Below are 19,207 nucleotides of genomic sequence, written 5' to 3'. Positions count from 1 at the left end.
CTAGACGACCCGCCCCCCGGGCACCACCCGGCGCGGGGCCGCCGCCACCCGGACACCCGCTGTGGAGGCCGGGGCCGCAGGGCGGGGCCTGCCCGTTAAGGACACGGCGGGACGGTCCGCCCCGACAGCGGTGCCGCAGCTCACCGGCACCGATGGCGTCACCAGACGACCCACCCGCCGGGCACCACCCGACGCGGCGCCGTCGGCACCCTGACACCCGCCCTGGAGGCCGGGGCCACAGGGCGAGGCCCGCCCGTTGAGGACACGGCGGGACGGTCCGCCCCGACAGCGGTGCCAGCACCGATGGCGTCACTAGACGACCCGCCCGCCGGGCACCACCCGGCGCGGCGCCGCCGGCACCCGGACACCCGCTGTGGAGGCCGGGGCCGCAGGGCGGGGCAGGGCGGCGCGGTCCGCCCCGGGCCGGCGCGGCAGCGGTGCCGGAGTTCGGCGGCACCGCTGGGGTCACTCGACGATCCGCCCGTTGAGCACCACCCGGCGCGGTGCCGCCAGCACCCGGACGTCCGCCCGCGGGTCGGACTCGTACACCACCAGGTCGGCGGGCGCGCCCTCCTCCAGGCCGGGCCGGCCGAGCCACTCGCGGGCGGCCCAGCTGGTGGCGGCGAGGGCGTCGACCGGCGGGATGCCGGCGGTGACCAGCTCGGCGACCTCCTCCGCGACCAGGCCGTGGGCGAGCGAGCCGCCGGCGTCCGTGCCGACGTAGACCGGGATACCGGCGTCGTAGGCGGCGCGCACGGTGTCGTAGCGCCGCTCGTGCAGCCGGCGCATGTGCGCGGACCAGCGCGGATACTTGCTGTCGCCGCCTGCCGCGAGCCGCGGGAAGGTGGCGATGTTGACGAGTGTGGGGACGATCGCGACGCCCCGTTCCGCGAACAGCGGGATCAGGTCCTCGGTGAGGCCCGTCGCGTGCTCGATGCAGTCGATGCCCGCCTCGACCAGGTCGCGCAGGGAGCTCTCGGCGAAGCAGTGGGCGGTGACGCGGGCGCCGAGCCGGTGCGCCTCGGCGATGGCCGCCTCCGCGGCCTCGCGGGGCCAGCAGGGGGCCAGGTCGCCGAGGCCGCGGTCGATCCAGTCGCCGACCAGCTTGACCCAGCCGTCGCCGCGCCGCGCCTCCCGGGCGACGTGGGCGACCAGGTCCTCCGGTTCGATCTCCCAGGCGTAGTTGCGGATGTAGCGGCGGGTGCGGGCGATGTGCCGGCCCGCGCGGATGATCTTCGGGAGGTCCTCGCGGTCGTCGATCCAGCGGGTGTCCGAGGGGGAGCCCGCGTCCCGGAGCAGCAGGGTGCCCTTCTCCCGGTCGGTGAGCGCCTGCTTCTCGGCGGTGTCCGCGTCGACCGGGCCCTCGGCGCCCAGGCCGACGTGGCAGTGCGCGTCGACCAGGCCGGGCAGCGCCCAGCCCTCGACGGTGGTGTGGTCGCGGGCCCCGGCGGGGCGGTCGTAGGAGATCCGCCCCCCGACCACCCACAGCTCGTCGCGGACGTCCTCGGGCCCCGCCAGGACCCTTCCCTTCACGTGCAGCACCGCGCCATCGCTCATGCACCGCACCTTAAGCGACCTACGGCGCGGACTTTTCCACCCGGCCGGAGGCCTCCTCCTCGACCTCGGCCATGGCCGGGTCGAGCAGGCGGGAGAGGAAGTGGCGGGTGCGTTCGTGCTGCGGGGCGCCGATGACCCGGTCGGGGCTGCCGTCCTCGACGATCACGCCGCCGTCCATGAACACGACCCGGTCGGCGACCTCGCGGGCGAAGGTCATCTCGTGCGTGACGACCATCATCGTCATGCCCTCCTGCGCGAGGCGGCGCATGACGGCGAGGACGTCACCGACCAGTTCGGGGTCGAGCGCGGACGTCGGCTCGTCGAAGAGCATCACCTCGGGGCCCATGGCGAGCGCGCGGGCGATGGCCACGCGCTGCTGCTGCCCGCCGGAGAGGGAGGACGGGTAGGCGTCCGCCTTCTCGGACAGCCCGACCCGGGCCAGGTTCTCGGCGGCGATCCGCGCGGCGGTCTCCTTGTCCCGCCGCAGCACCCGGCGCTGCGGCAGCGTGAGGTTCTCGGTGACGTCCAGGTGCGGGAAGAGGTTGAACTGCTGGAAGACCATGCCGATGCGGCGGCGCACGGCGTCGATGTCGACATCGGGATCGGTGACCTCGGTGCCGCCGACGAAGACCCGGCCCTCGGTGGGCTCCTCCAGCAGGTTCACACAGCGCAGCAGCGTGGACTTGCCGGAGCCGGAGGGCCCGATGACGCAGACGACCTCGCCCTGGCCGATCTCCAGGTCGATGCCGCGCAGCACCTCGTTGTCGCCGAAGGACTTGCGGAGCCCGCGCACCTCGATCTCGGGGCGGCTCATCGGATCGCCTCCTGGGCCTTGGACTCCATACGTCGGACGACGAAGCTGAGCGGGACGGTGACCAGCAGGTAGCACAGGCCCGCGACGAGGATCGGCGTGGAGTTGGCGGTCGTGCTGGCCAGGTCCCGGCCGAACTTGGACAGTTCCCGCTCCTCCAGGGTGACGCCGAGGAACAGCACCAGCGAGGAGTCCTTGAAGAGCAGGACGAGCTCGTTGGTGAGCGGCGGCAGGATGATCCGGAAGGCCTGCGGGACGATGATGGAGACCATGGCCCTGGCGGGCGAGAAGCCGAGCGAACGGGCCGCCTCCATCTGGCCCTTGGGCACGGCCTGGATGCCGGCGCGGATGGTCTCGGCCATGTAGGCGGCCGAGACCAGGCCGAGCGCGATGGCGACCTTGCCGTAGGTGCCGCCGGGGATCTCCGTGCCGGGGAAGGCGAGCGGCACGGCGACGCCGACGAAGATGAAGATCAGCAGGGCGGGCAGGCCCCGGAAGATCTCGATGTAGACGCCGGCGAGCCAGCGGTACGGTCCCACGGAGGACAGCCGCATCAGCGCGATGACCATGCCGAGGACGAGCCCGACGACGAAGCCGGACAGCGTGTACAGCACGGTGTTCTTCAGCGCCAGGGTGATGACGTCCGGGAACATCCGCTGCGCGATGTCGGCCTGGGCGAACTGGTTCTGCAGCCGGTCCCAGTCGGCCGTGACCGCGAAGGCGATCACGGCGGCGGCGAACACGGCGTACTGCACACCCCGGGAGACGCTGCGCTTCTGGCGCCGGGTCAGGCCCTTCTTCTTCGGCTGGACCGCTGTGTCGAGGTCGGTCATGAGGCCGCGGGAGAGGCGACGGAGGCGTTGTACGGGCCGATCCACTTCTCGTAGATCTTCTTGTAGGTGCCGTCGGCCTTGGCGTCCTTGATCGCCTTGTTGACCGCGGCGAGCAGCGCCTTGTTGCCCTTCTTCACGGTGAAGCCGTACTGCTCACCGGTCTTGAGGTTGTCGACGACCTTGAACCGGTCCGCGTTCGCCTTGTCCTTCAGCCAGCCCTGGACGACCGGGTAGTCGATGACGACGGCCTGGACCTGGCCGGTGCGCAGGCCGTTGAGGACGGCGTCGGAGGACTCGAAGGAGATCGGGTCGTAGCCCTTGCCCTTGACGTAGTCCTCGCCGGTGGTCTGCGCCTGGGCGCCGAGCTTCCTGCCCTTGGCCTTGACGTCGGCGAGCGAGGAGAGGCCGCTCTTCCTGTCGACGAGGACCGCCTGGGTGGCCTCGAAGTACGGGTCGGAGAAGTCGACGTTCTTCTTGCGCTCGGCGGTGATGGTCATGCCGGCCGCGGCCAGGTCGCACTCGCCCGAGTTGAGGAAGGCGCCCGTCTTGAAGTTCTCGAACGGCGTGTCGAGGATCTTCTGCTTGACGCCGAGGTCCTCGGCGACGAGGTCGATCAGCGAGACGTCGAAGCCCTGCACCTTGCCGTCCACGTCCGACTGGAACGGCGGGTACGGCAGGTGGGTGCAGGTGGTCAGCTGCCCGGCCTTGGCGAGGTGGACCCCCTTGACGGTGGTCTTGCCGCTCCCCGAGTCGCTGGAGGAGCAGCCGGCCGCGGCGAGCACGAGTGCGGCGGTCGCGGTGGTGGCGGCCAGGAAGCGGGTCCGGCGCCCGGCGAGCGTTTTCATTCGGGGGATCTCCTAAGGGGAAACTGTGGGTTCCGATTATAAGGAAGGGTTTGAGTCTCTCAAATCAAACCCATGGCTACGGGGTCGCTCGACCTAAGATCGAGGGAGTTGGTACCCCGAAAGCGAAGAGAGCACCGCCGTGACCCACCCCTTCCTCGATCTGCCCCCGCTGAGTGCCGGACGTTTCGCCGCCATCGAGGACGGGGTGGCCCGGCTGCTGGACACCCGGCAGGACGTCCTGATCACACAGGGCGAGGCGCTGCTTCCGCTGGAGGGCGCGATCCGCGCGGCGGCCGGCCCGGGCACGGTGGCCCTGAACGTGATCACGGGCCCGTACGGGCAGACCTTCGGCAACTGGCTCCGGGACGCCGGGGCGACCGTGCACGACCTGTCGGTCCCCTTCCACACGGCGGTGACGGCCGAGCAGATCCGGCAGGCGTTCGCCGAGCACCCGGAGATCGACTTCGTCTCGCTGGTGCACGCCGAGGCCGCGACCGGCAACACCAACCCGGTGGCCGAGATCGGCGAGGCGGTACGGGAGCACGGGGCGCTGTTCTACCTGGACGCGGTGGCCTCCGTGGGCGCGGAGCCGGTGCTGCCGGACGCGTGGGGCGTGGACCTGTGCGTGATCGGGGCGCAGAAGGCGATGGGCGGCCCGGCAGGAGTGTCGGCGATCTCGGTGAGCGAGCGGGCGTGGGCCCGGATGGCCGCCAACCCGAACGCTCCGCGCCGCTCCTACCTCTCCCTCCTGGACTGGAAGGAGCGCTGGATCGACGCCGGCCGCACGGCGCTGCCGCACGCCCCGGCCCAGTTGGAGATGCTGGCGCTGGAGGCGTGCCTGGAGCGGATCGAGTCGCAGGGGCTGGAGACGGTGATGGCCCGGCACCGCGGCGCCGCGCTGGCCACGCGGGCCGGGGCGGTGGCGCTGGGCGGGGGCCTGGAGCCGTACGTGTACGAGGAGAAGGACGCGGCGCCGGTCGCGACCACGCTGCGCGTGCCGTCGGGCGTGGTGGCCTCCGAACTGGTGGCCCGCGCCCTGGAGGCCGACCCGGCCCTGCCGCTGGCCGCGGGCGGCGGCGCGCTGGCCCGGGAGATGATCCGCGTCAACCACTACGGCCCCGACGCGACCTTGGCCGCGGTGCAGAGCTGCCTGGCAGCCCTGGGCGCCGCGCTGGCCGCTCAGGGCCTGGCCGTGGACCCGGACGCCGCCCGGCGGGCCGCGGAGCACGCCTGGCGCTGACCGCCCCGGCCGGGAGGACCACGACGGCAACGGCGCCGCCCTCCCCCGGAGCCGCACCGGCAGGGTGCGGATGCCGGACCGGCACGGTGCGGATCCGCAGGGCCCGCTCGACAGGGTGGCGGGCACGCCCGGGACCGTTCGCCGCACCGGTGCGCCGGTGCGCCGGCGCCGCCCTCCCCCGGAGCCGCACCGGCAGGGTGCGGATGCCGGACCGGCAGGGTGCGGATCCGCAGGGGCCCGCTCGACAGGGTGGCGGGCACGCCCGGGACCGTTCGCCGCACCGGTGCGCCGGTGCGCGGGCGGCAGTTCATCGCCGCACGGGACATCACCCCGGTGCCGTGGCCCCCTTCCTGCGCCGGCCCCGGGCGGGCCGCGCCGGCGCGGCGGGTCAGCCGGCCAGTGCCTCCAGCAGGCGGTCCACGTCCGCGGCCGTGTTGTGGAGGTGGAAGGCCGCGCGCAGGTGACCCGCGCGGTCGGAGACCTCGATGCCCGCCTCGCTCAGCTCCGGCTGCCGGGAGCCGAGTCCGGGGACGGCGACGATCGCCGAGCCCGGCGCGGGCACCGGCTCCCGGCCGAGGTCCGCGAGTCCCGCGCGGAACCGGTCGGCGAGGGCCACGGCGTGCGCGTGGAGGGCGGACACCCCGAGCTCCTCGATCAGTTCGAGGGAGCGGCGCAGCCCCGCGTAGGTGAACAGGGCGTGCGAGAGGTCGAACCGGCGGGCCGAGCGGGCGAGTTCGGCCACCGGGCCGTAGCAGCTGTCCCACGGCACCTCGCCCGCGACCCAGCCCGCGAGGAACGGGGTCAGTCCGCCGAAGTCCTCGGGGACCGTGAGGAAGGCCGCCCCGTGCGGGCCGAGCAGCCACTTGAAGGCGACGGTGGCGGTGAAGTCGAAGGCGTCCGCGTCCACCGGCAGCCAGCCGGCGGCCTGGGAGAAGTCGACGTAGGTGCGCACGCCGTGCGCCCGGGCGGCCTCGCGCAGGGCGGGCAGATCGGCGATCCGGCCGTCGGCGGACTGGGCGGCGCTGACCGCGACGAGCGCGGTGCCCGGCCGGACGGACTCGGCGATCCGCTCCAGCGGGACGGCGCGCACCTTGAGGTCGCCGCGGACGTGGAAGGGGTTCAGCACGGACGTGAAGTCGCCCTCGGCGGTGAGGACTTCGGCGCCCGCGGGCAGCGAGGCTGCGATCACGCCGGTGTGCGCGGCGACCGAGGCGCCCGCCGCGACCCGGGTGGCCGGGACGCCGACGAGCCGGGCGAACGCGGCCCGGCTCGCCTCCACGTCCTCGTACAGCGGGAGCAGGGACCGGCCCTCGGCCCGCAGCAGCGCCGCCTCCTGGAGGGCGGCGACGGTGCGGGCGGGCAGCAGGCCGCTGCTGGCGGTGTTGAGGTGGATGCGCTTCGGACGGAACTCGGCGCGGACGACGCTCTCGAACGACTCCGTGGTCTCCATGTCCTCACTCTGCGGCCCGCGGAGCCACCCGTCCATTGCGATTTTGTGCGTGGATCCGCGTAGGCACGCTTATACGTGCCCGCCGACCTGCGCTTTCAGCCCTGCTGCGGGACCGCGCACCCGTCCGGTCCGCAGGCCGCCGCGTCATCTCCGCCCCCGCCGCCGGCCGGCTCCAGCGGGGGCGTTCGCCCCAGGCCCGGGCCAGGGCCTCGGTGAAGACCTCGGCGGGCTGGGCGCCGGAGACGCCGTACGTCCGGTCCAGGACGAAGAAGGGCACGCCGGTGGCGCCGAGGCGGGCGGCCTCGCGCTCGTCGGCGCGGACCTCGTCGGCGTACGCCTCGGGGTCGGCGAGCACCGCGCGGGCCGCGTCGGCGTCCAGTCCGGCTTCGGCGGCCAGCTCCACCAGGCGTTCGTCGCCCTCGGTGAAGACGGAGCGCTCCTCGGCGAAGTTGGCCCGGTAGAGGATCTGGATCAGCTCGTCCTGCCGGCCGCGCTCCTTGGCGTGGTGCAGCAGGCGGTGCATGTCGAAGGTGCTGCCGTGGTCCCGTCCGCGGGTGCGGTAGGGCAGGCCCTCGGCGGCGGCCTGGGCGCCGAGGGCGTCCTCGCCGGCCTCGGCCTGGGCCTCGCTCATGCCGTACTTCCGGGTGAGCATGGTGATCACCGGCTCCACATCGCCCTTGGCGCGGCCCGGGTCCAGTTCGAAGGAGCGGTGCACCACCTCGACGCGGTCGCGGTGCGGGAAGGCGGCCAGCGCCTTCTCGAAGCGGGCCTTGCCCACGTAGCACCAGGGGCAGGCGATGTCGCTCCAGATCTCGACGCGCATGTGTTCGGCTCTCTCGGGTCGTACGGGCGCGGAGGCTCTCTCCGGCCGGTACGTGAACGTTCAAACAGAGTGTCCCATTCCCGCGGCGTGCCGCGGAGCGGGCCGCGCGGGCTCGTGCCGGCTGAACTGGGCCCGGTAGGCGCTCGGGGTGAGGCCGGTGCGGCGGACCAGGTGGGCGCGCAGCGAGTCCGCGGTACCCAGTCCGCAGGCGGCGGCCACCTGGTCCATGGGCAGCCGGGTGGTCTCCAGCAGCTCCTTGGCCCGCTCGACGCGCTGGTGCAGCAGCCACTGCAGCGGGCTGACCCCGCTCTCGGCGTGGAACCGGCGGGTGAGGGTGCGCACGGAGACGCCCGCGTGCCGGGCCAGGTCGGTCAGGGTGAGCGGCTTGTCCAGGTTGCGCATGGCCCAGCCGCGGGTGTCCGCGCAGGCCGTGCCCCGCTCGGGCGGCAGCGGGGTGTGGGCGAACTGGGTCTGGCCGCCGGGCCGGACCGGGGCGACGAGGGCGAGCCGGGCGACCTCGTTGGCGACGGCGGCGCCGTAGTCGCTGCGGATGACGTGCAGGCACAGGTCGATGCCGGCGGCGTAGCCGGACGCGGTGACGTACCGGCCGTCCTGGATGTAGAGCACGTCCTGCTGGAGGTCGATGTGCGGGTAGCGCCGGCGCAGCTCCCCGGCGTGCGCCCAGTACGTCGTGGCCCGCCGGCCGTGCAGCAGCCCCGCCTCGGCGAGCTGGAAGACACCGGTGCACAGGGATGCGATGCGCTTGCCGGCGGCGTCCGCCTCGCTGACGGCGGCCACGATCCGGGGGTCCGGTTCGTAGGGCGTCCCGGTGCCCGCGACGACCACCGTGTCCGCCTCGCGCACCGCGTCGAGCCCGTGCCGCACCTGCAGGTCCAGTCCGCTGCTGGTGGGCACCGGCCCCGGCCGGGCGGCGCAGACGACCACCTCGTAGCCCGGCTCGCCGTCCACGCGGACCTTGCCGAACAGCATCTCCGGGATCGCGAGGTTGAACATCGACACGGGGGCGGACGCGATGACGGCGACGCGATGGGGCATGGCCAGAACCTCCGGATGCATGGCGTTCAGGCCACTACTGTAGGCCCACCCGGCCTCGCAGCATGGGGACATGTCGACGCATCAGATACCGCGGGCCGGCCGGCGCGCCTCCGCCGACGGCCCCGTCAGGACCACCGAGGCCCCCGCCGCGCTCACACTCACCGCATCCCTGCTCGGCTTCTCGCTGATCTGCATGGACGCCTCCGTGGTGAACGTGGCACTGCCCGCGATCGGCGACTCGCTGGGCGGCGGGATGTCCGGACTGCAGTGGGTCGTGGACGCCTACACGCTGGCGTTCGCGGCGCTGATGCTGTCCACCGGCGCCTTCGCGGACCGGGCGGGGGCGAGCCGGGCGTACGCGCTGGGCGCCGCCGTGTTCACGCTCGCCTCGGCGGCGTGCGGCCTGGCCCCGGACCTCCCCTTCCTCATCGGCGCCCGGGTGCTGCAGGGCGTGGCGGCGGCGGTCGTCCTGCCCGCCTCGCTGGCGCTGGTCCGGCAGGCGTACCCGGATGCCGCCCGGCGGGCTCGCGCGGTGGCCGCCTGGGCGGCGGGCGGCGCGGTGGCGGTGGCGCTCGGCCCGGTGGCCGGCGGTGCGCTGACCACCGCGTGGGACTGGCGCGGCATCTTCTTCGTCAACCTCCCGGTGGGCGCGGTGATCCTGCTGCTGCTGGTCCGGGCCCCGCGCTCGCGGCCCCGTCCGGCGCCGTGGGATGTGCCCGGGCAGCTGACGGCCGTGGTCACCCTGGTGGCGTTGTCGTTCGCGGTCATCGAGGGCGGCCCGGCGGGCTGGGCGGCGCTGGCGGTGGCCGTCGTCGCGGGCGCCTCGTTCCTGCGGATCGAGGCCCGCCGGCCGCACCCGGTGGTGCCGCTCGGGCTGTTCCGCGACCGGACCGTCGCCACGGCCGTCGCGGCCGGGTCCGCGGTCAGCGTGGCCTTCTACAGCGTGGTGTTCGTCTTCTCGCTGTTCTTCCAGCAGGTCCAGGGCCGCTCCGCGCTGTACGCGGGGCTGATGTTCCTTCCGATGACGGGACTGATCGCGGTGACCAACGTGGCCGCGGGCAAGCTCGCCGGCCGCTACGGCCCGCGGCTGCCGATGCTCGTGGGCCAGCCCCTCGCCGTCGCCGGGCTGCTGGTCCTGATGTACGTCGACACGGGCACGCCCTCCCCCGTGGTGGCCGCGCTGCTGGTCCCGCTCTCGCTGGGATGCGCGCTGACGGTGCCGCCGCTCACCGCCGCGATGATGGACGCCGTGCCCGCCGAGCGGGCGGGCCTGGCGGCCGGGGTGCTCAACGCGGCACGGCAGGTTTCGGGCGGACTCGGGGTCGCGGTGTCCGGGGCGCTGCTCGGGCAGGGGTTCGAAAGCGGCCTGCGGCTGAGTCTCGCCGTCGGCGCGGCGCTGCTGGCGGTGACGTCCGTGCTCAGCTTCCGTCTCCCGGTCGGCCCGGCCCGGCGGCCCTGAACCCGCTGCGGTCGTGCGGTCCTGCCGGGCCGCCGACGCCGGCACGGCCCGCTCGGCGCACGAAGCCCTCCTCACCGCCCGGCCGGGCGGGCGCGGCGCTCCGGCGGCCGCGCCCCGCGGGGGTGCTACCGCTCTAGGACCCCGTTGAAGCGCCGGGGCAGCCCGAGGGGGTTGTCGTCCTTCAGCTCGGGCGGCAGCAGCGCCTCCGGCGCGTTCTGGTAGACCACCGGCCGCAGCCACCGCTCCACGGCCGTGCCGCCCACGGAGGTCGAGGTGGAGGTGGTCGCCGGGTACGGGCCCCCGTGGTGCTGTGCCGGGGCCACGGCCACTCCCGTCGGCCACCCGTTCACCAGCACGCGCCCGGCCAGCGGGGTCAGCTCGGCGAGGAGCCCGGGTCCCCGGCCGTGGCCCGCGGCCTCCTGCGAGGACAGCTGGACCGTCGCCGTGAGGTTGCCCGGCAGCCGGGACAGCACCGCCTTCGCCTCGGCCTCGTCGGCGTAGCGGGCGACCACGGTGACCGGCCCGAAGCACTCCTCCAGCAGCAGGTCGTACGCCCCCCGCGCGGTCAGCCGGTCCGCCGGCACGGTGAGGAAGCCCGCGCGGACCGCGTGGTCGCCGGCCGCGCCGGGGGCGACCGGGGCCTCGACGCCGGGCAGCCGGGCGCGCTCGGCCACGCCGGCGACGAAGGCGTCGCGCATGCGGTGGTCGAGCAGCACCCCGGCCCCGGTGCCGGCGACGGCGTCGGCCAGGGACTTCACCAGCCGGTCGCCGGCCGCGCCGGACGGCACCAGCACCAGGCCGGGCTTGACGCAGAACTGGCCCACTCCAAGGGTCATCGACCCGGCGAGCCCGGCGCCGATCTCCTCGGCGCGCTCGGCCGCGGCGGCCCCGGTCACCAGCACCGGGTTCAGCGAGCCCAGTTCGCCGTGGAACGGGATCGGGACGGGCCGCGCGGCGGCGGCGTCGAAGAGGGCCCGTCCGCCGCGCACCGAACCGGTGAAGCCGGCCGCGGCGACCAGCGGGTGCCGGATCAGTTCGACGCCCGCCCGGAAGCCGTGCACAAGACCGACGACGCCCCCGGGGACGCCGTGCTCGGCGGCGGCCCGGCGCAGCACCTCGGCGACCAGCTCGGACAGGCCCGGGTGGTCGGGGTGGGCCTTGACGACGACGGGGCAGCCCGCGGCCAGCGCGCTCGCCGTGTCGCCGCCGGCGACGGAGAAGGCGAAGGGGAAGTTGGAGGCGGAGTAGACGGCGACCACGCCGAGCGGGACCTTGTGGCGGCGCAGGTCGGGGACGGGCGGGGTGGCCGTGTCGTCGGGGTGGTCGATGATGACGTCGAGGAAGGCGCCTTCGTCGACGATGTCGGCGAAGGCCCGCAACTGGTAGGTGGTGCGCGCGAGTTCGCCGGTCAGCCGGGTCGGGCCGAGCGCGGTCTCGGCGTCGGCGGTGCCGACCAGGCCGTCCCGGGCCGCGTCCAGGCCCGCGGCGGCCGAGCGCAGGAGGGCGGCGCGGACCGCCCGGTCGGCGAGGGCGCCGCGCACGGCGTGGGCCGCCCGGACGGCCGCGTCCACCTCCTGGGCCGTGGCCTCCACCGCGACCTGTTCGCGCTGCTTCCCGGTGCGCGGGTCGACACTCCAGACTGGTGCTGCTGCCACCGCGGGGTCCCTCCGCTCAAGGCCGTCGCCACTGGGCCGGCCCACAGCCGCGTTCGATATACTGAACATCGTCTCTGATGGTGAATTCCCGGAGACTATTTCCCGGCGAACGAAGGGGTCAAGGGCGATGCCGGCTGGCGAGACAGGCGGGGCGCAGGTCAAGTCCGCGGTACGGACCGTCGAGCTGCTCGAGTTCTTCGCCGGCCGGCCCGGCATGCACTCCCTCGCCGCCGTCCAGGAGGCGGTGGGCTACCCCAAGTCCAGCCTGTACATGCTGCTGCGCACGCTCGTGGAGCTGGGCTGGGTGGAGACGGACGCGACGGGCACGCGGTACGGCATCGGGGTGCGGGCGCTGCTCGTGGGCACGTCGTACATCGACGGCGACGAGGTGGTGGCCGCCGCCCGTCCCACCCTGGACCGGCTCTCCGACGACACCACGGAGACCATCCACCTGGCCCGGCTCGACGGCACCAACGTCGTCTACCTCGCCACCCGCCAGTCCCAGCACCACCTGCGCCCCTTCACCCGCGTCGGCCGCCGGCTGCCCGCCCACTCCACCGCCCTCGGCAAGGCCGTCCTCGCCACCTACACCGACGAGCAGGTGCGCAAGCTGCTGCCGGAGACCCTGCCCGCGCTCACCGAGAACACCCTCACCGACCGGGAGCGGCTCATCGAGGAGCTGCACCGGATCCGGGAGCAGGGCTTCGCCGTCGACCGCGAGGAGAACACGCTGGGCCTGCGCTGCTTCGGCGTGGCGATCCCGTACCGCACGCCGGCGCGGGACGCCGTCAGCTGTTCGGTGCCGGTGGCCCGGCTGACCCCGGCCCACGAACAGATGATCAAGGACGCCCTGTTCGACGCGCGGGACCGGCTGACGCTGGCGACCCGCAGACTCTGAGCACGGCGAGCCGTGCGAGCCGGTTTTCTGAACAGTCCATGAGAAAAGCGGACACAGGGGAACGATCACGCCCCTCCCGCTCGTCCTCGGGGCGGGATGAACGAAACGATCAGGCGGGCGTCCGTCTTCGCGCTGCTGCTCGTGCTCGCCCTGCTGGTCAGGGCGACCTGGGTGCAGTTCTACGACGGCACGGCCCTCGCGGACGACAAGGACAACCGGCGGAACGCGATCGAGACGTACTCGCGACCCCTCGGGAACATCGTCGTGGCCGGGAGCGCGATCACCGGCTCGGCGCGGACGAAGGGAGGCGATCTCGCCTACCGACGCACCTACACGGACGGCGAGTTGTACGCCGCCGTCACGGGCTACGCCTCGCAGGCGTACGCACCCACGCAGCTGGAGGGCATCTACAAGGACCTGCTCAACGGCACGGACGACCGGCTGAAGACCGTGATGGACACCGTCACCGGGCGGCGCGCCGACCCCGGCGACGTGCTGACGACGATCGACCCCGCCGTGCAGAAGGCGGGCTACCGCGCGCTGGGCGGCAAGAAGGGCGGCGCCGTCGCGATCGACCCGAGGACCGGCCGGATCCTCGCGGTGGTCTCCACGCCGTCGTACGACCCGTCCGCCCTCACCGACGCCAACACGGCCGGCGCGGCCTGGAAGAGGCTGAACGCGGACGCGGACAAGCCGCTCACCAACCGGGCGCTGCGCCAGCCGCTGCCGCCGGGCTCGACGTTCAAGCTGGTGGTGGCGGCGGCCGCGCTGGAGGACGGGCTGTACGAGAACGTGGACGAGCCCACCGACAGCCCCGACCCCTACACCCTGCCGGGCACGGTGCGCGTGCTGGAGAACGAGAACCGTTCGGCGCCGTGCCGGAACGCCTCGATCCGCGTCGCCCTGCAGTACTCCTGCAACAACGTCTTCGCCCACATGGCCGTCCAGCTCGGACAGGACAAGGTGCGGGCCATGGCCGAGCGGTTCGGCTTCGACGACGACGAGCAGGACGTGCCGGTCCGGGCCTACGCCAGCGTGTACCCGTCCGGCATGGACAAGGCGTCGACCGCCCTGACGGGCATCGGCCAGTTCGACGTCACCGCCACCCCGCTCCAGATGGCGATGGTGTCGGCGACCATAGCCAACGACGGCAAGTCGGTGGCGCCGCACATGGTGTCGCGCATCACGGACAGCGGCGGTGACGTGGTGACCGACTATGACGAGAGGGCCCGCGCCACGAAGGTCGTCAGCTCCTCCACCGCCGCGCAGCTGCGGTCGGCGATGGAGACCGTGGTGAGGGACGGCACCGGGACCAACGCGCTGATCGACGGGGTGACCGTCGGCGGCAAGACCGGTACCGCGCAGCACGGCGAGAACAACAGCAAGACGCCGTACGCCTGGTTCACCTCGTACGGCAGGTCCGGCAGCGGCAAGGAGGTCGCCGTGGCGGTGATGGTCGAGCAGTCGGACGCGGCGCGCTCGGAGGTCAGCGGCAACGGGCTGGCCGCGCCGGTGGCCAGGGCGATGATGGAGGCGGCGCTCAAGAGCTGACGCGGACCGCGGGCACGGCGGACGGCCACCGCGCCGCCGCGGCCGGCGACCGCGCCGGCCCGCGCCGTGCCCGGCGCGGGCCGGACGGCTCAGGAGACGAAGTACGTCGGGTTCGGCAGCTTGTACGTGCGGCCCGTCCAGCCGCCGTCCAGGTCCGAGTACTGGTCGCCGAAGTCGGCGATGATCTCGTAGCCGAGGTCGCGCTCGATGTGCCTGCGCGTGCCCGCCTTGTACTGTACGGTCGTGCAGTTCCAGACGCCCGGGGAGGCGCAGTCCTTCAGGTAGGCCGGCGGGGCCGCCTTGTCCTTGAGGAACATGTGGCCGGCGTCGAGGTTCACATCGGCGCCGACCTTCTTCAGGTTCTCGGTCGCGGCGGTGCGCTGGGCCTCGCTCAGACCGGAGTTGTAGAACACCTCCACACCCTTGGACGCGGCGTAGCGCACCAGCTGGGGGCTGCCGAAGACGGCCGGGCGGTCGGCGCGGTTCACGTAGTCGGCCCAGGTGGCGGCGTCGTACGTGTAGTTGTGGCGCTTCTCGTAGTCGAGGCTCAGCAGCAGCGTGTCGTCGATGTCGAAGACGACGGCCGGCTTCTGGCCGCGGTGGTGCGCCCTGCGGGCGGCCCTGTCGATGTAGCGCCGGGCGTCGGCGTCGATGCGCGCCAGGTCCTCGGCGTACGGGCTGTCGGGGGACGCCTGGTAGACGCCGTCGGCGTCGGCGGTGGTGCCGTAGTAGGCGTCGATGTCCTTCGCCAGGAGCCCGATGTTGTAGGGCTCATGGGTGGAGTTCGCCGTGGACGGGCCGGCGGTGGCAGCGCCCGCGCCGTACAGCGCCGCACCGGCGACGGCGCAGGCGGCACCGGCGGCGACCGCCTTGAGGGACTTCCGCATGGGTTCTCCGGATCTGCTGGGTGGAAGGGACGTTGCAGGTCACGCACTGTCTACGCGCATCACAAGCAGCGCGGGGCCCCTGTTATCCGATCGATACGCGCGCCCGGCGGGCGCCTGAGGCGCCGTCAGAGTCGCGCCGTCGGCGTCCCTTGCCACCCCAAACCCCGTCGTTTAAAATGCGATTGCGCTATGCAAATAAATCTCGATCGGCAAATCGAGGTCATACAGAGCTTCGCTCAGCGCATTTTCTGAGCACTTGGGGGATTAATTGGGGGGTTTTCGCGTCGCCGACCCCGATCGGGCCGTGTGCATCACCGGAACGGGCTGGACGACGGCCCTCGGTGACGGCCGGGACGAGGTCTGGCAGCACCTGACGAGCGGCCGCAGCGGTGTCCGGCCCCTTCCGGGCGACGGCCCGCTGCCCGCGCCGGCCGCCGCCCTCCTGACGGACGGCGGCCCCACCGGGCCCCCGTCCGAGCGCCAGGTCCGGCTGGCCCTGACCACCGCCTCCGCCGCCCTGCGCGACGCGGGCTGCCCGGCCGCGGACGCCGGCACGCTCGTCCTCGGCAGCAGTCTCGGCCCGCACCTGGACGACGCCGCCGCGATGTCGCCGCACACGCTGACGGCCGCCGTGGCACAGCGGCTGGGCGTGCCCCGGTCCGTCTCGGTGAGCACCGCCTGCTCCTCCGGCGCCGACGCGGTGCTGGCCGGCGCGGCCCTGCTCGCCCGCGGGGAGGCCGAGCGCTGCCTGTGCGGCGGGATCGACCTGCTGACCGCGGGCAAGCTCCTCGGCCACCAGGCGCTCGGCACCCTCTCCGCCTCCGGCGCCGTCCGACCCTTCGACACCGGCCGGGACGGCACCGTCTTCGGCGAGGGCGCCGGCTTCCTGCTGCTGGAGACCCGGCCCGCCGCCGCGGCACGCGGCGCCCGCGTCCTGGGCGAACTGGCCGGCTGGGGCGCCTCCAACGACGGCACCGGTCCGACCGCGCCCGACGACACCGGCGCCGGGGCGGTCCTCGCCGTCCGGCGCGCCCTGGCCCGGGCCGGCGCCGGCCCCGGCGACATCGCGGTGATCAACGCCCACGGCACCGGCACCCGCGCCAACGACGCGGCGGAGGCGGCCTGTTACGGCGCCGTCTTCGGCGGAGCGCCGGACGCGGTCGTCTTCGCCACCAAGCCCGCCCTCGGCCACACCCTCGGCGCCACCGGCGCCCTGGAGGCCATCGCGCTGCTGCTCGCGCTGCGGCACGGCACCGTGCCGCCGGTCCTGCACACCGGTGCCGTCATGCCGGAGCTGACGTTGCCCCTGGCCACCGGCCGCCCCCGCAAGATCACCGGCTCCCTGGGCCTCAGCCTCACCCTGGGCTTCGGCGGCTTCAACACCTGCCTCGTGCTGGCGGCGCCCGAAGGGGGGACCGCGTGAACCCCGCCGAGTGGTGCCCCGACGGGGCCCTGGTCGCCGCCGCGGCCACCGTCGAGACCGACGATCCCGGCACGGCCCGGCGCCGCGTCGCCGGCACGTACGCCGACCCGGTCGCCTGGCTGATGGCCGAGGCGGTGGCGCGCGCGCTGGAGGAGTGCGCCGGGGCAGCACCGCAGCGGGGCGGGGAGGTCGGGGTGATCGGGGTGAGCGAGCACGCCACGCGGCACACCCTGCGCGCACTGGCCGACGCGGTTCCGCGCGGCCGGCTCTCCCCCATGCGGTTCGCCGGCGCCGGGCCGGGTTCCCTGGTCGGCGTGGTGTGTTCGGCGTTCGGCTTCCACGGGCCGGTGTCCATGCTGCCCATGCCCCTGGCGCCGGCCGTGCCGGCGGCCAGGGCCCTGTGCGGCGACTGGCTGCTCGGCGATCCGCCGGACGCCGCACACGTCCTGGTCGTCGCCCACGCCACGACCGACGAAGGCAAGCACCGGGCGCACTGCCTGGTCGTCAGTGGGCCGACGCCCACGCGGAGGCCCCACCGAACATGACCCCGCAGAACCCGACGGCGCAGAACCCGACCGCGCTGAACCCGACCGCGCTGAACCCGACCGCGCAGGACTCGACCGCGCAGCTTCTCGACCCCGTAGTGGTCGGCGACTTCCTCGGCCGCGTCCAGGAGGTGTCGCCGACACCGGACCCGCCGCGGCTGCACGCTCTGGTGGACCGGTTCGCGGCACTGCCCGCCCCGCCCGGCGCGGTCGTCGTCATCGCCCTGCCGAACGGCGTCCGCGCCCTGCGCTTCTTCTTCGCCGTCTCCCTCGCCGGGCACACCCCCGTGCTGCTCTCCCCCTCGACGCCGGTCACCCGGGTCCGGGAGGTGGCCCGTGAGCTGGGCGCCTGCGCGCTGGTGCGGGCGGCCGTCCGGACCGAGGGCGTGACCGGCGTCACCCGCACCGGCGGCGCCGAGGTCGGGATCTTCACCGACTGGCCGTACCGGCACCACGGGCCGGGGCACGTGATCCTGATGAGCTCCGGCACCTCGGGCATGGCCACGGGCTGTCTGCACCGGGTGGACGCCCTGCTGCGCAACGCCCGCCGCCACAGCCGGTCCGTCGGCCAGCGGCCGGCCGACACCGTGCTGGTGAGCCTGCCCGTGTACTACTCGTTCGCGCTGGTGGCGCAGGTCCTCGGGGGTCTGGTCAGCGGCTCGCGCCTGGTCATGGCGGGCCCGCCGTTCTCGGTGGCCGGCTATCTGGAGACGGTCGCCGGCCGGGGGGTCACCCTGTCCTCCCTCACCCCGAGTCTGGTGAAGTCGGTCGTCACCGCCGGCGGCGAGCTGCCCGCGCCGCTGCGCACGCTCACCGTCGGCGGCCAGGCCCTCGACCCGTCGTACGTCTCCCGGCTGCTGAAGCTCAATCCGGAGCTGGGCCTGTACGTGACCTACGGGCTGACCGAGGCCGGGCCGCGGGTGTCCACGCTCGCCGCGCACCGCGAACCACCGCACCGGCACGGCTCGGTGGGCCGGCCGCTGGACGGCGTGGAGGTCCTCACCCGGGCCGCCCACACCGGGGAGCGGGAGCTGCTGGTGCGCTCCGACACGGTGTACGTGCGCCGGGTCGGCGAGCCGGCGCCGTCCAAGCGGGGCGACCTGCTCGAGCCGGGCCTGCTGGCCACCGGCGACATGGGGCACGTGGACGACGACGGGTACGTGTACGTCCACGGCCGCTCCTCGGACTTCGCGACGGTGCGCGGCGAGAAGGTGTCCACGGCGACCGTCCGCCGGGCCGCCGAGGCGCTGCCCGGCGTGGTCCGGGCGGCGACCAGGATCGCCGGCGCCGACGACGACTCGGCCGTGGTGGAGCTCGACGTCTACGTCGACGGCGCCGTGCCCCCCTCGGAGGCGGAGATGCGGCGGCACCTGCGGTCCCTGCTGACCCGCAACGAACTGCCGCTGACGGTCCGCATCCAGCCCCTGCGCACCGGCGAGCACCACAAGTGACGGCGCCGGACCCGCTCACCCTGTACTGCGTGCCGCACGCCGGCGGCTCCGCCCGCAGCTTCGTGCGCTGGCGGCGCGAGCTGCCGCCCCCGCTGCGGGCGCTGCCGCTGGAGATCGCGGGCAAGGGGCTGCGCTCGCGCGAGCCCCGGCAGGCGACCCTGCGGGAGGCCGCCGCCGATCTGGCCGCGCGCATCGACCCGCCCGGCCGCTACGCGCTGCTCGGCCACAGCATGGGCGGCCTGCTGGCGTACGAGACCGCCCGCGCCCTGCACGCGCTCGGCCGTCCCGCGCCGGAGTTCGTGCTCGTCGCCGCGGCCCGGCCGCCGCACCTGCTCGGCGACTCCCCCTACGGCCCGCTGCTCGCCGGGGGCGACGACGACGCCCTGCTCGACGCGCTCGCCGGCCACGGGCGGATCCCGCCCGAGGTCCGCAGGTCCCCGATGCGCCACCAGTTCGTGCCGGTCATCCGCGGCGACCTCGCCCTGCTCGCCGGCCACCGCCCCGACCCCGTGCCCGAACCCCTCCCGAGCGACCTCGTCTGCTGGTACGGCACCGGCGACCGGGACACCCCGCCCGCGGTGATGGCGGGCTGGCGGCCCTACACGCGGGGCGAGCACCGCGTCGAGGCCTTCGAGGGCGGCCACTTCTTCCCGCACGAGCGGTTCGAGGAGGTCGCGGCCCGTCTCGCGGACCTCGCACAGCAGCGAGCGGGCCGCTGACCCG

16 protein-coding genes and 1 pseudogene are annotated in these 19,207 nt (G+C 74.3%); 8 read left to right on the top strand and 9 right to left on the bottom strand.

Features of this window, described 5'->3' with window-relative positions:
• Positions 1 to 465: 465 nt before the first annotated feature.
• From ABZ261_RS14425 to ABZ261_RS14410, 4 genes are read right to left on the bottom strand one after another with little or no spacing between them, the layout of a single operon-like run.
• Positions 466 to 1,557 carry an amidohydrolase family protein gene (locus tag ABZ261_RS14425; RefSeq protein WP_356858901.1) on the bottom strand — a complete coding sequence of 364 codons (1,092 nt, stop codon included), beginning with the start codon at positions 1,555 to 1,557 and terminating at the stop codon, positions 466 to 468.
• A gap of 19 nt (positions 1,558 to 1,576) precedes the next feature.
• Complete coding sequence (locus ABZ261_RS14420) at positions 1,577 to 2,371, bottom strand: amino acid ABC transporter ATP-binding protein (RefSeq protein ID WP_356858899.1); 795 nt, start codon at positions 2,369 to 2,371, stop codon at positions 1,577 to 1,579.
• A complete protein-coding gene (locus tag ABZ261_RS14415; RefSeq protein ID WP_356858897.1) occupies positions 2,368 to 3,201 on the bottom strand; it encodes an amino acid ABC transporter permease in 834 nt (277 codons plus the stop codon). The genes ABZ261_RS14420 and ABZ261_RS14415 overlap by 4 nt, the downstream gene beginning before the upstream one ends.
• Positions 3,198 to 4,046, bottom strand: a complete 849-nt coding sequence (locus tag ABZ261_RS14410) for a transporter substrate-binding domain-containing protein (protein ID WP_356858895.1) — start codon at positions 4,044 to 4,046, stop codon at positions 3,198 to 3,200. The genes ABZ261_RS14415 and ABZ261_RS14410 overlap by 4 nt, the downstream gene beginning before the upstream one ends.
• Before the next feature lie 139 nt (positions 4,047 to 4,185).
• Between ABZ261_RS14410 and ABZ261_RS14405 the strand changes: the two genes are divergently transcribed.
• Positions 4,186 to 5,286 (top strand): aminotransferase class V-fold PLP-dependent enzyme, encoded by a 1,101-nt coding sequence (locus ABZ261_RS14405; protein ID WP_356858893.1) that lies wholly within the window; start codon positions 4,186 to 4,188, stop codon positions 5,284 to 5,286.
• A 388-nt stretch (positions 5,287 to 5,674) separates the two neighbouring features.
• On the opposite strand, the gene ABZ261_RS14400 is transcribed toward ABZ261_RS14405, so the two are convergent.
• The 3 genes and pseudogenes from ABZ261_RS14400 to ABZ261_RS14390 all read right to left on the bottom strand — a co-directional run bounded on the left by ABZ261_RS14400 (position 5,675) and on the right by ABZ261_RS14390 (position 8,615).
• A complete protein-coding gene (locus tag ABZ261_RS14400) occupies positions 5,675 to 6,736 on the bottom strand; it encodes an aminotransferase class V-fold PLP-dependent enzyme (RefSeq protein ID WP_356858891.1) in 1,062 nt (353 codons plus the stop codon).
• Between the two features lie 95 nt (positions 6,737 to 6,831).
• Positions 6,832 to 7,559: pseudogene (locus ABZ261_RS14395) on the bottom strand (DsbA family oxidoreductase).
• Positions 7,560 to 7,619: 60 nt separating this feature from the next.
• Positions 7,620 to 8,615, bottom strand: a complete 996-nt coding sequence (locus ABZ261_RS14390; RefSeq protein WP_356858889.1) for a helix-turn-helix domain-containing protein — start codon at positions 8,613 to 8,615, stop codon at positions 7,620 to 7,622.
• A gap of 70 nt (positions 8,616 to 8,685) precedes the next feature.
• Between ABZ261_RS14390 and ABZ261_RS14385 the strand changes: the two genes are divergently transcribed.
• A complete protein-coding gene (locus tag ABZ261_RS14385) occupies positions 8,686 to 10,074 on the top strand; it encodes an MFS transporter (RefSeq protein WP_356858887.1) in 1,389 nt (462 codons plus the stop codon).
• Between the two features lie 125 nt (positions 10,075 to 10,199).
• On the opposite strand, the gene ABZ261_RS14380 is transcribed toward ABZ261_RS14385, so the two are convergent.
• Positions 10,200 to 11,729 (bottom strand): aldehyde dehydrogenase family protein, encoded by a 1,530-nt coding sequence (locus tag ABZ261_RS14380; protein WP_356858885.1) that lies wholly within the window; start codon positions 11,727 to 11,729, stop codon positions 10,200 to 10,202.
• A gap of 127 nt (positions 11,730 to 11,856) precedes the next feature.
• Between ABZ261_RS14380 and ABZ261_RS14375 the strand changes: the two genes are divergently transcribed.
• Together ABZ261_RS14375 and ABZ261_RS14370 are read left to right on the top strand one after the other, a co-directional pair.
• Positions 11,857 to 12,627: an IclR family transcriptional regulator gene (locus ABZ261_RS14375; RefSeq protein ID WP_356858883.1), complete on the top strand. Its 771-nt coding sequence runs from the start codon at positions 11,857 to 11,859 to the stop codon at positions 12,625 to 12,627.
• 96 nt (positions 12,628 to 12,723) lie between these two features.
• Positions 12,724 to 14,178 carry a penicillin-binding transpeptidase domain-containing protein gene (locus tag ABZ261_RS14370; RefSeq protein ID WP_356858881.1) on the top strand — a complete coding sequence of 485 codons (1,455 nt, stop codon included), beginning with the start codon at positions 12,724 to 12,726 and terminating at the stop codon, positions 14,176 to 14,178.
• A gap of 89 nt (positions 14,179 to 14,267) precedes the next feature.
• Here ABZ261_RS14370 and ABZ261_RS14365 read toward each other — a convergent pair whose 3' ends face one another.
• On the bottom strand, positions 14,268 to 15,065 hold the full coding sequence (locus ABZ261_RS14365; protein WP_356858879.1) for an HAD family acid phosphatase: 798 nt from the start codon (positions 15,063 to 15,065) through the stop codon (positions 14,268 to 14,270).
• A gap of 304 nt (positions 15,066 to 15,369) precedes the next feature.
• Here ABZ261_RS14365 and ABZ261_RS14360 point away from each other — a divergent pair, with 304 nt between their 5' ends.
• The 4 genes from ABZ261_RS14360 to ABZ261_RS14345 are packed head-to-tail and all read left to right on the top strand — an operon-like array spanning position 15,370 to position 19,203.
• Entirely contained in the window at positions 15,370 to 16,488 is a 1,119-nt protein-coding gene (locus ABZ261_RS14360) for a beta-ketoacyl synthase N-terminal-like domain-containing protein (protein ID WP_356858877.1), read from the top strand.
• Entirely contained in the window at positions 16,485 to 17,033 is a 549-nt protein-coding gene (locus tag ABZ261_RS14355; RefSeq protein WP_356858875.1) for a polyketide synthase, read from the top strand. The genes ABZ261_RS14360 and ABZ261_RS14355 overlap by 4 nt, the downstream gene beginning before the upstream one ends.
• On the top strand, positions 17,030 to 18,484 hold the full coding sequence (locus ABZ261_RS14350; RefSeq protein WP_356858873.1) for a class I adenylate-forming enzyme family protein: 1,455 nt from the start codon (positions 17,030 to 17,032) through the stop codon (positions 18,482 to 18,484). Before ABZ261_RS14355 ends, ABZ261_RS14350 begins: the two co-directional genes overlap by 4 nt.
• Positions 18,481 to 19,203, top strand: coding sequence for an alpha/beta fold hydrolase (locus ABZ261_RS14345; RefSeq protein ID WP_356858871.1), 723 nt, complete (start codon positions 18,481 to 18,483; stop codon positions 19,201 to 19,203). The genes ABZ261_RS14350 and ABZ261_RS14345 overlap by 4 nt, the downstream gene beginning before the upstream one ends.
• Positions 19,204 to 19,207: the final 4 nt, after the last annotated feature.

Source organism: Streptomyces sp. NPDC006193 (assembly GCF_040613915.1).
In the GTDB taxonomy this organism is placed as follows: domain Bacteria; phylum Actinomycetota; class Actinomycetes; order Streptomycetales; family Streptomycetaceae; genus Streptomyces.
The sequence above is the reverse complement of the archived record's forward strand: the minus strand, read 5'-3'. Positions and strand labels throughout refer to the sequence as shown.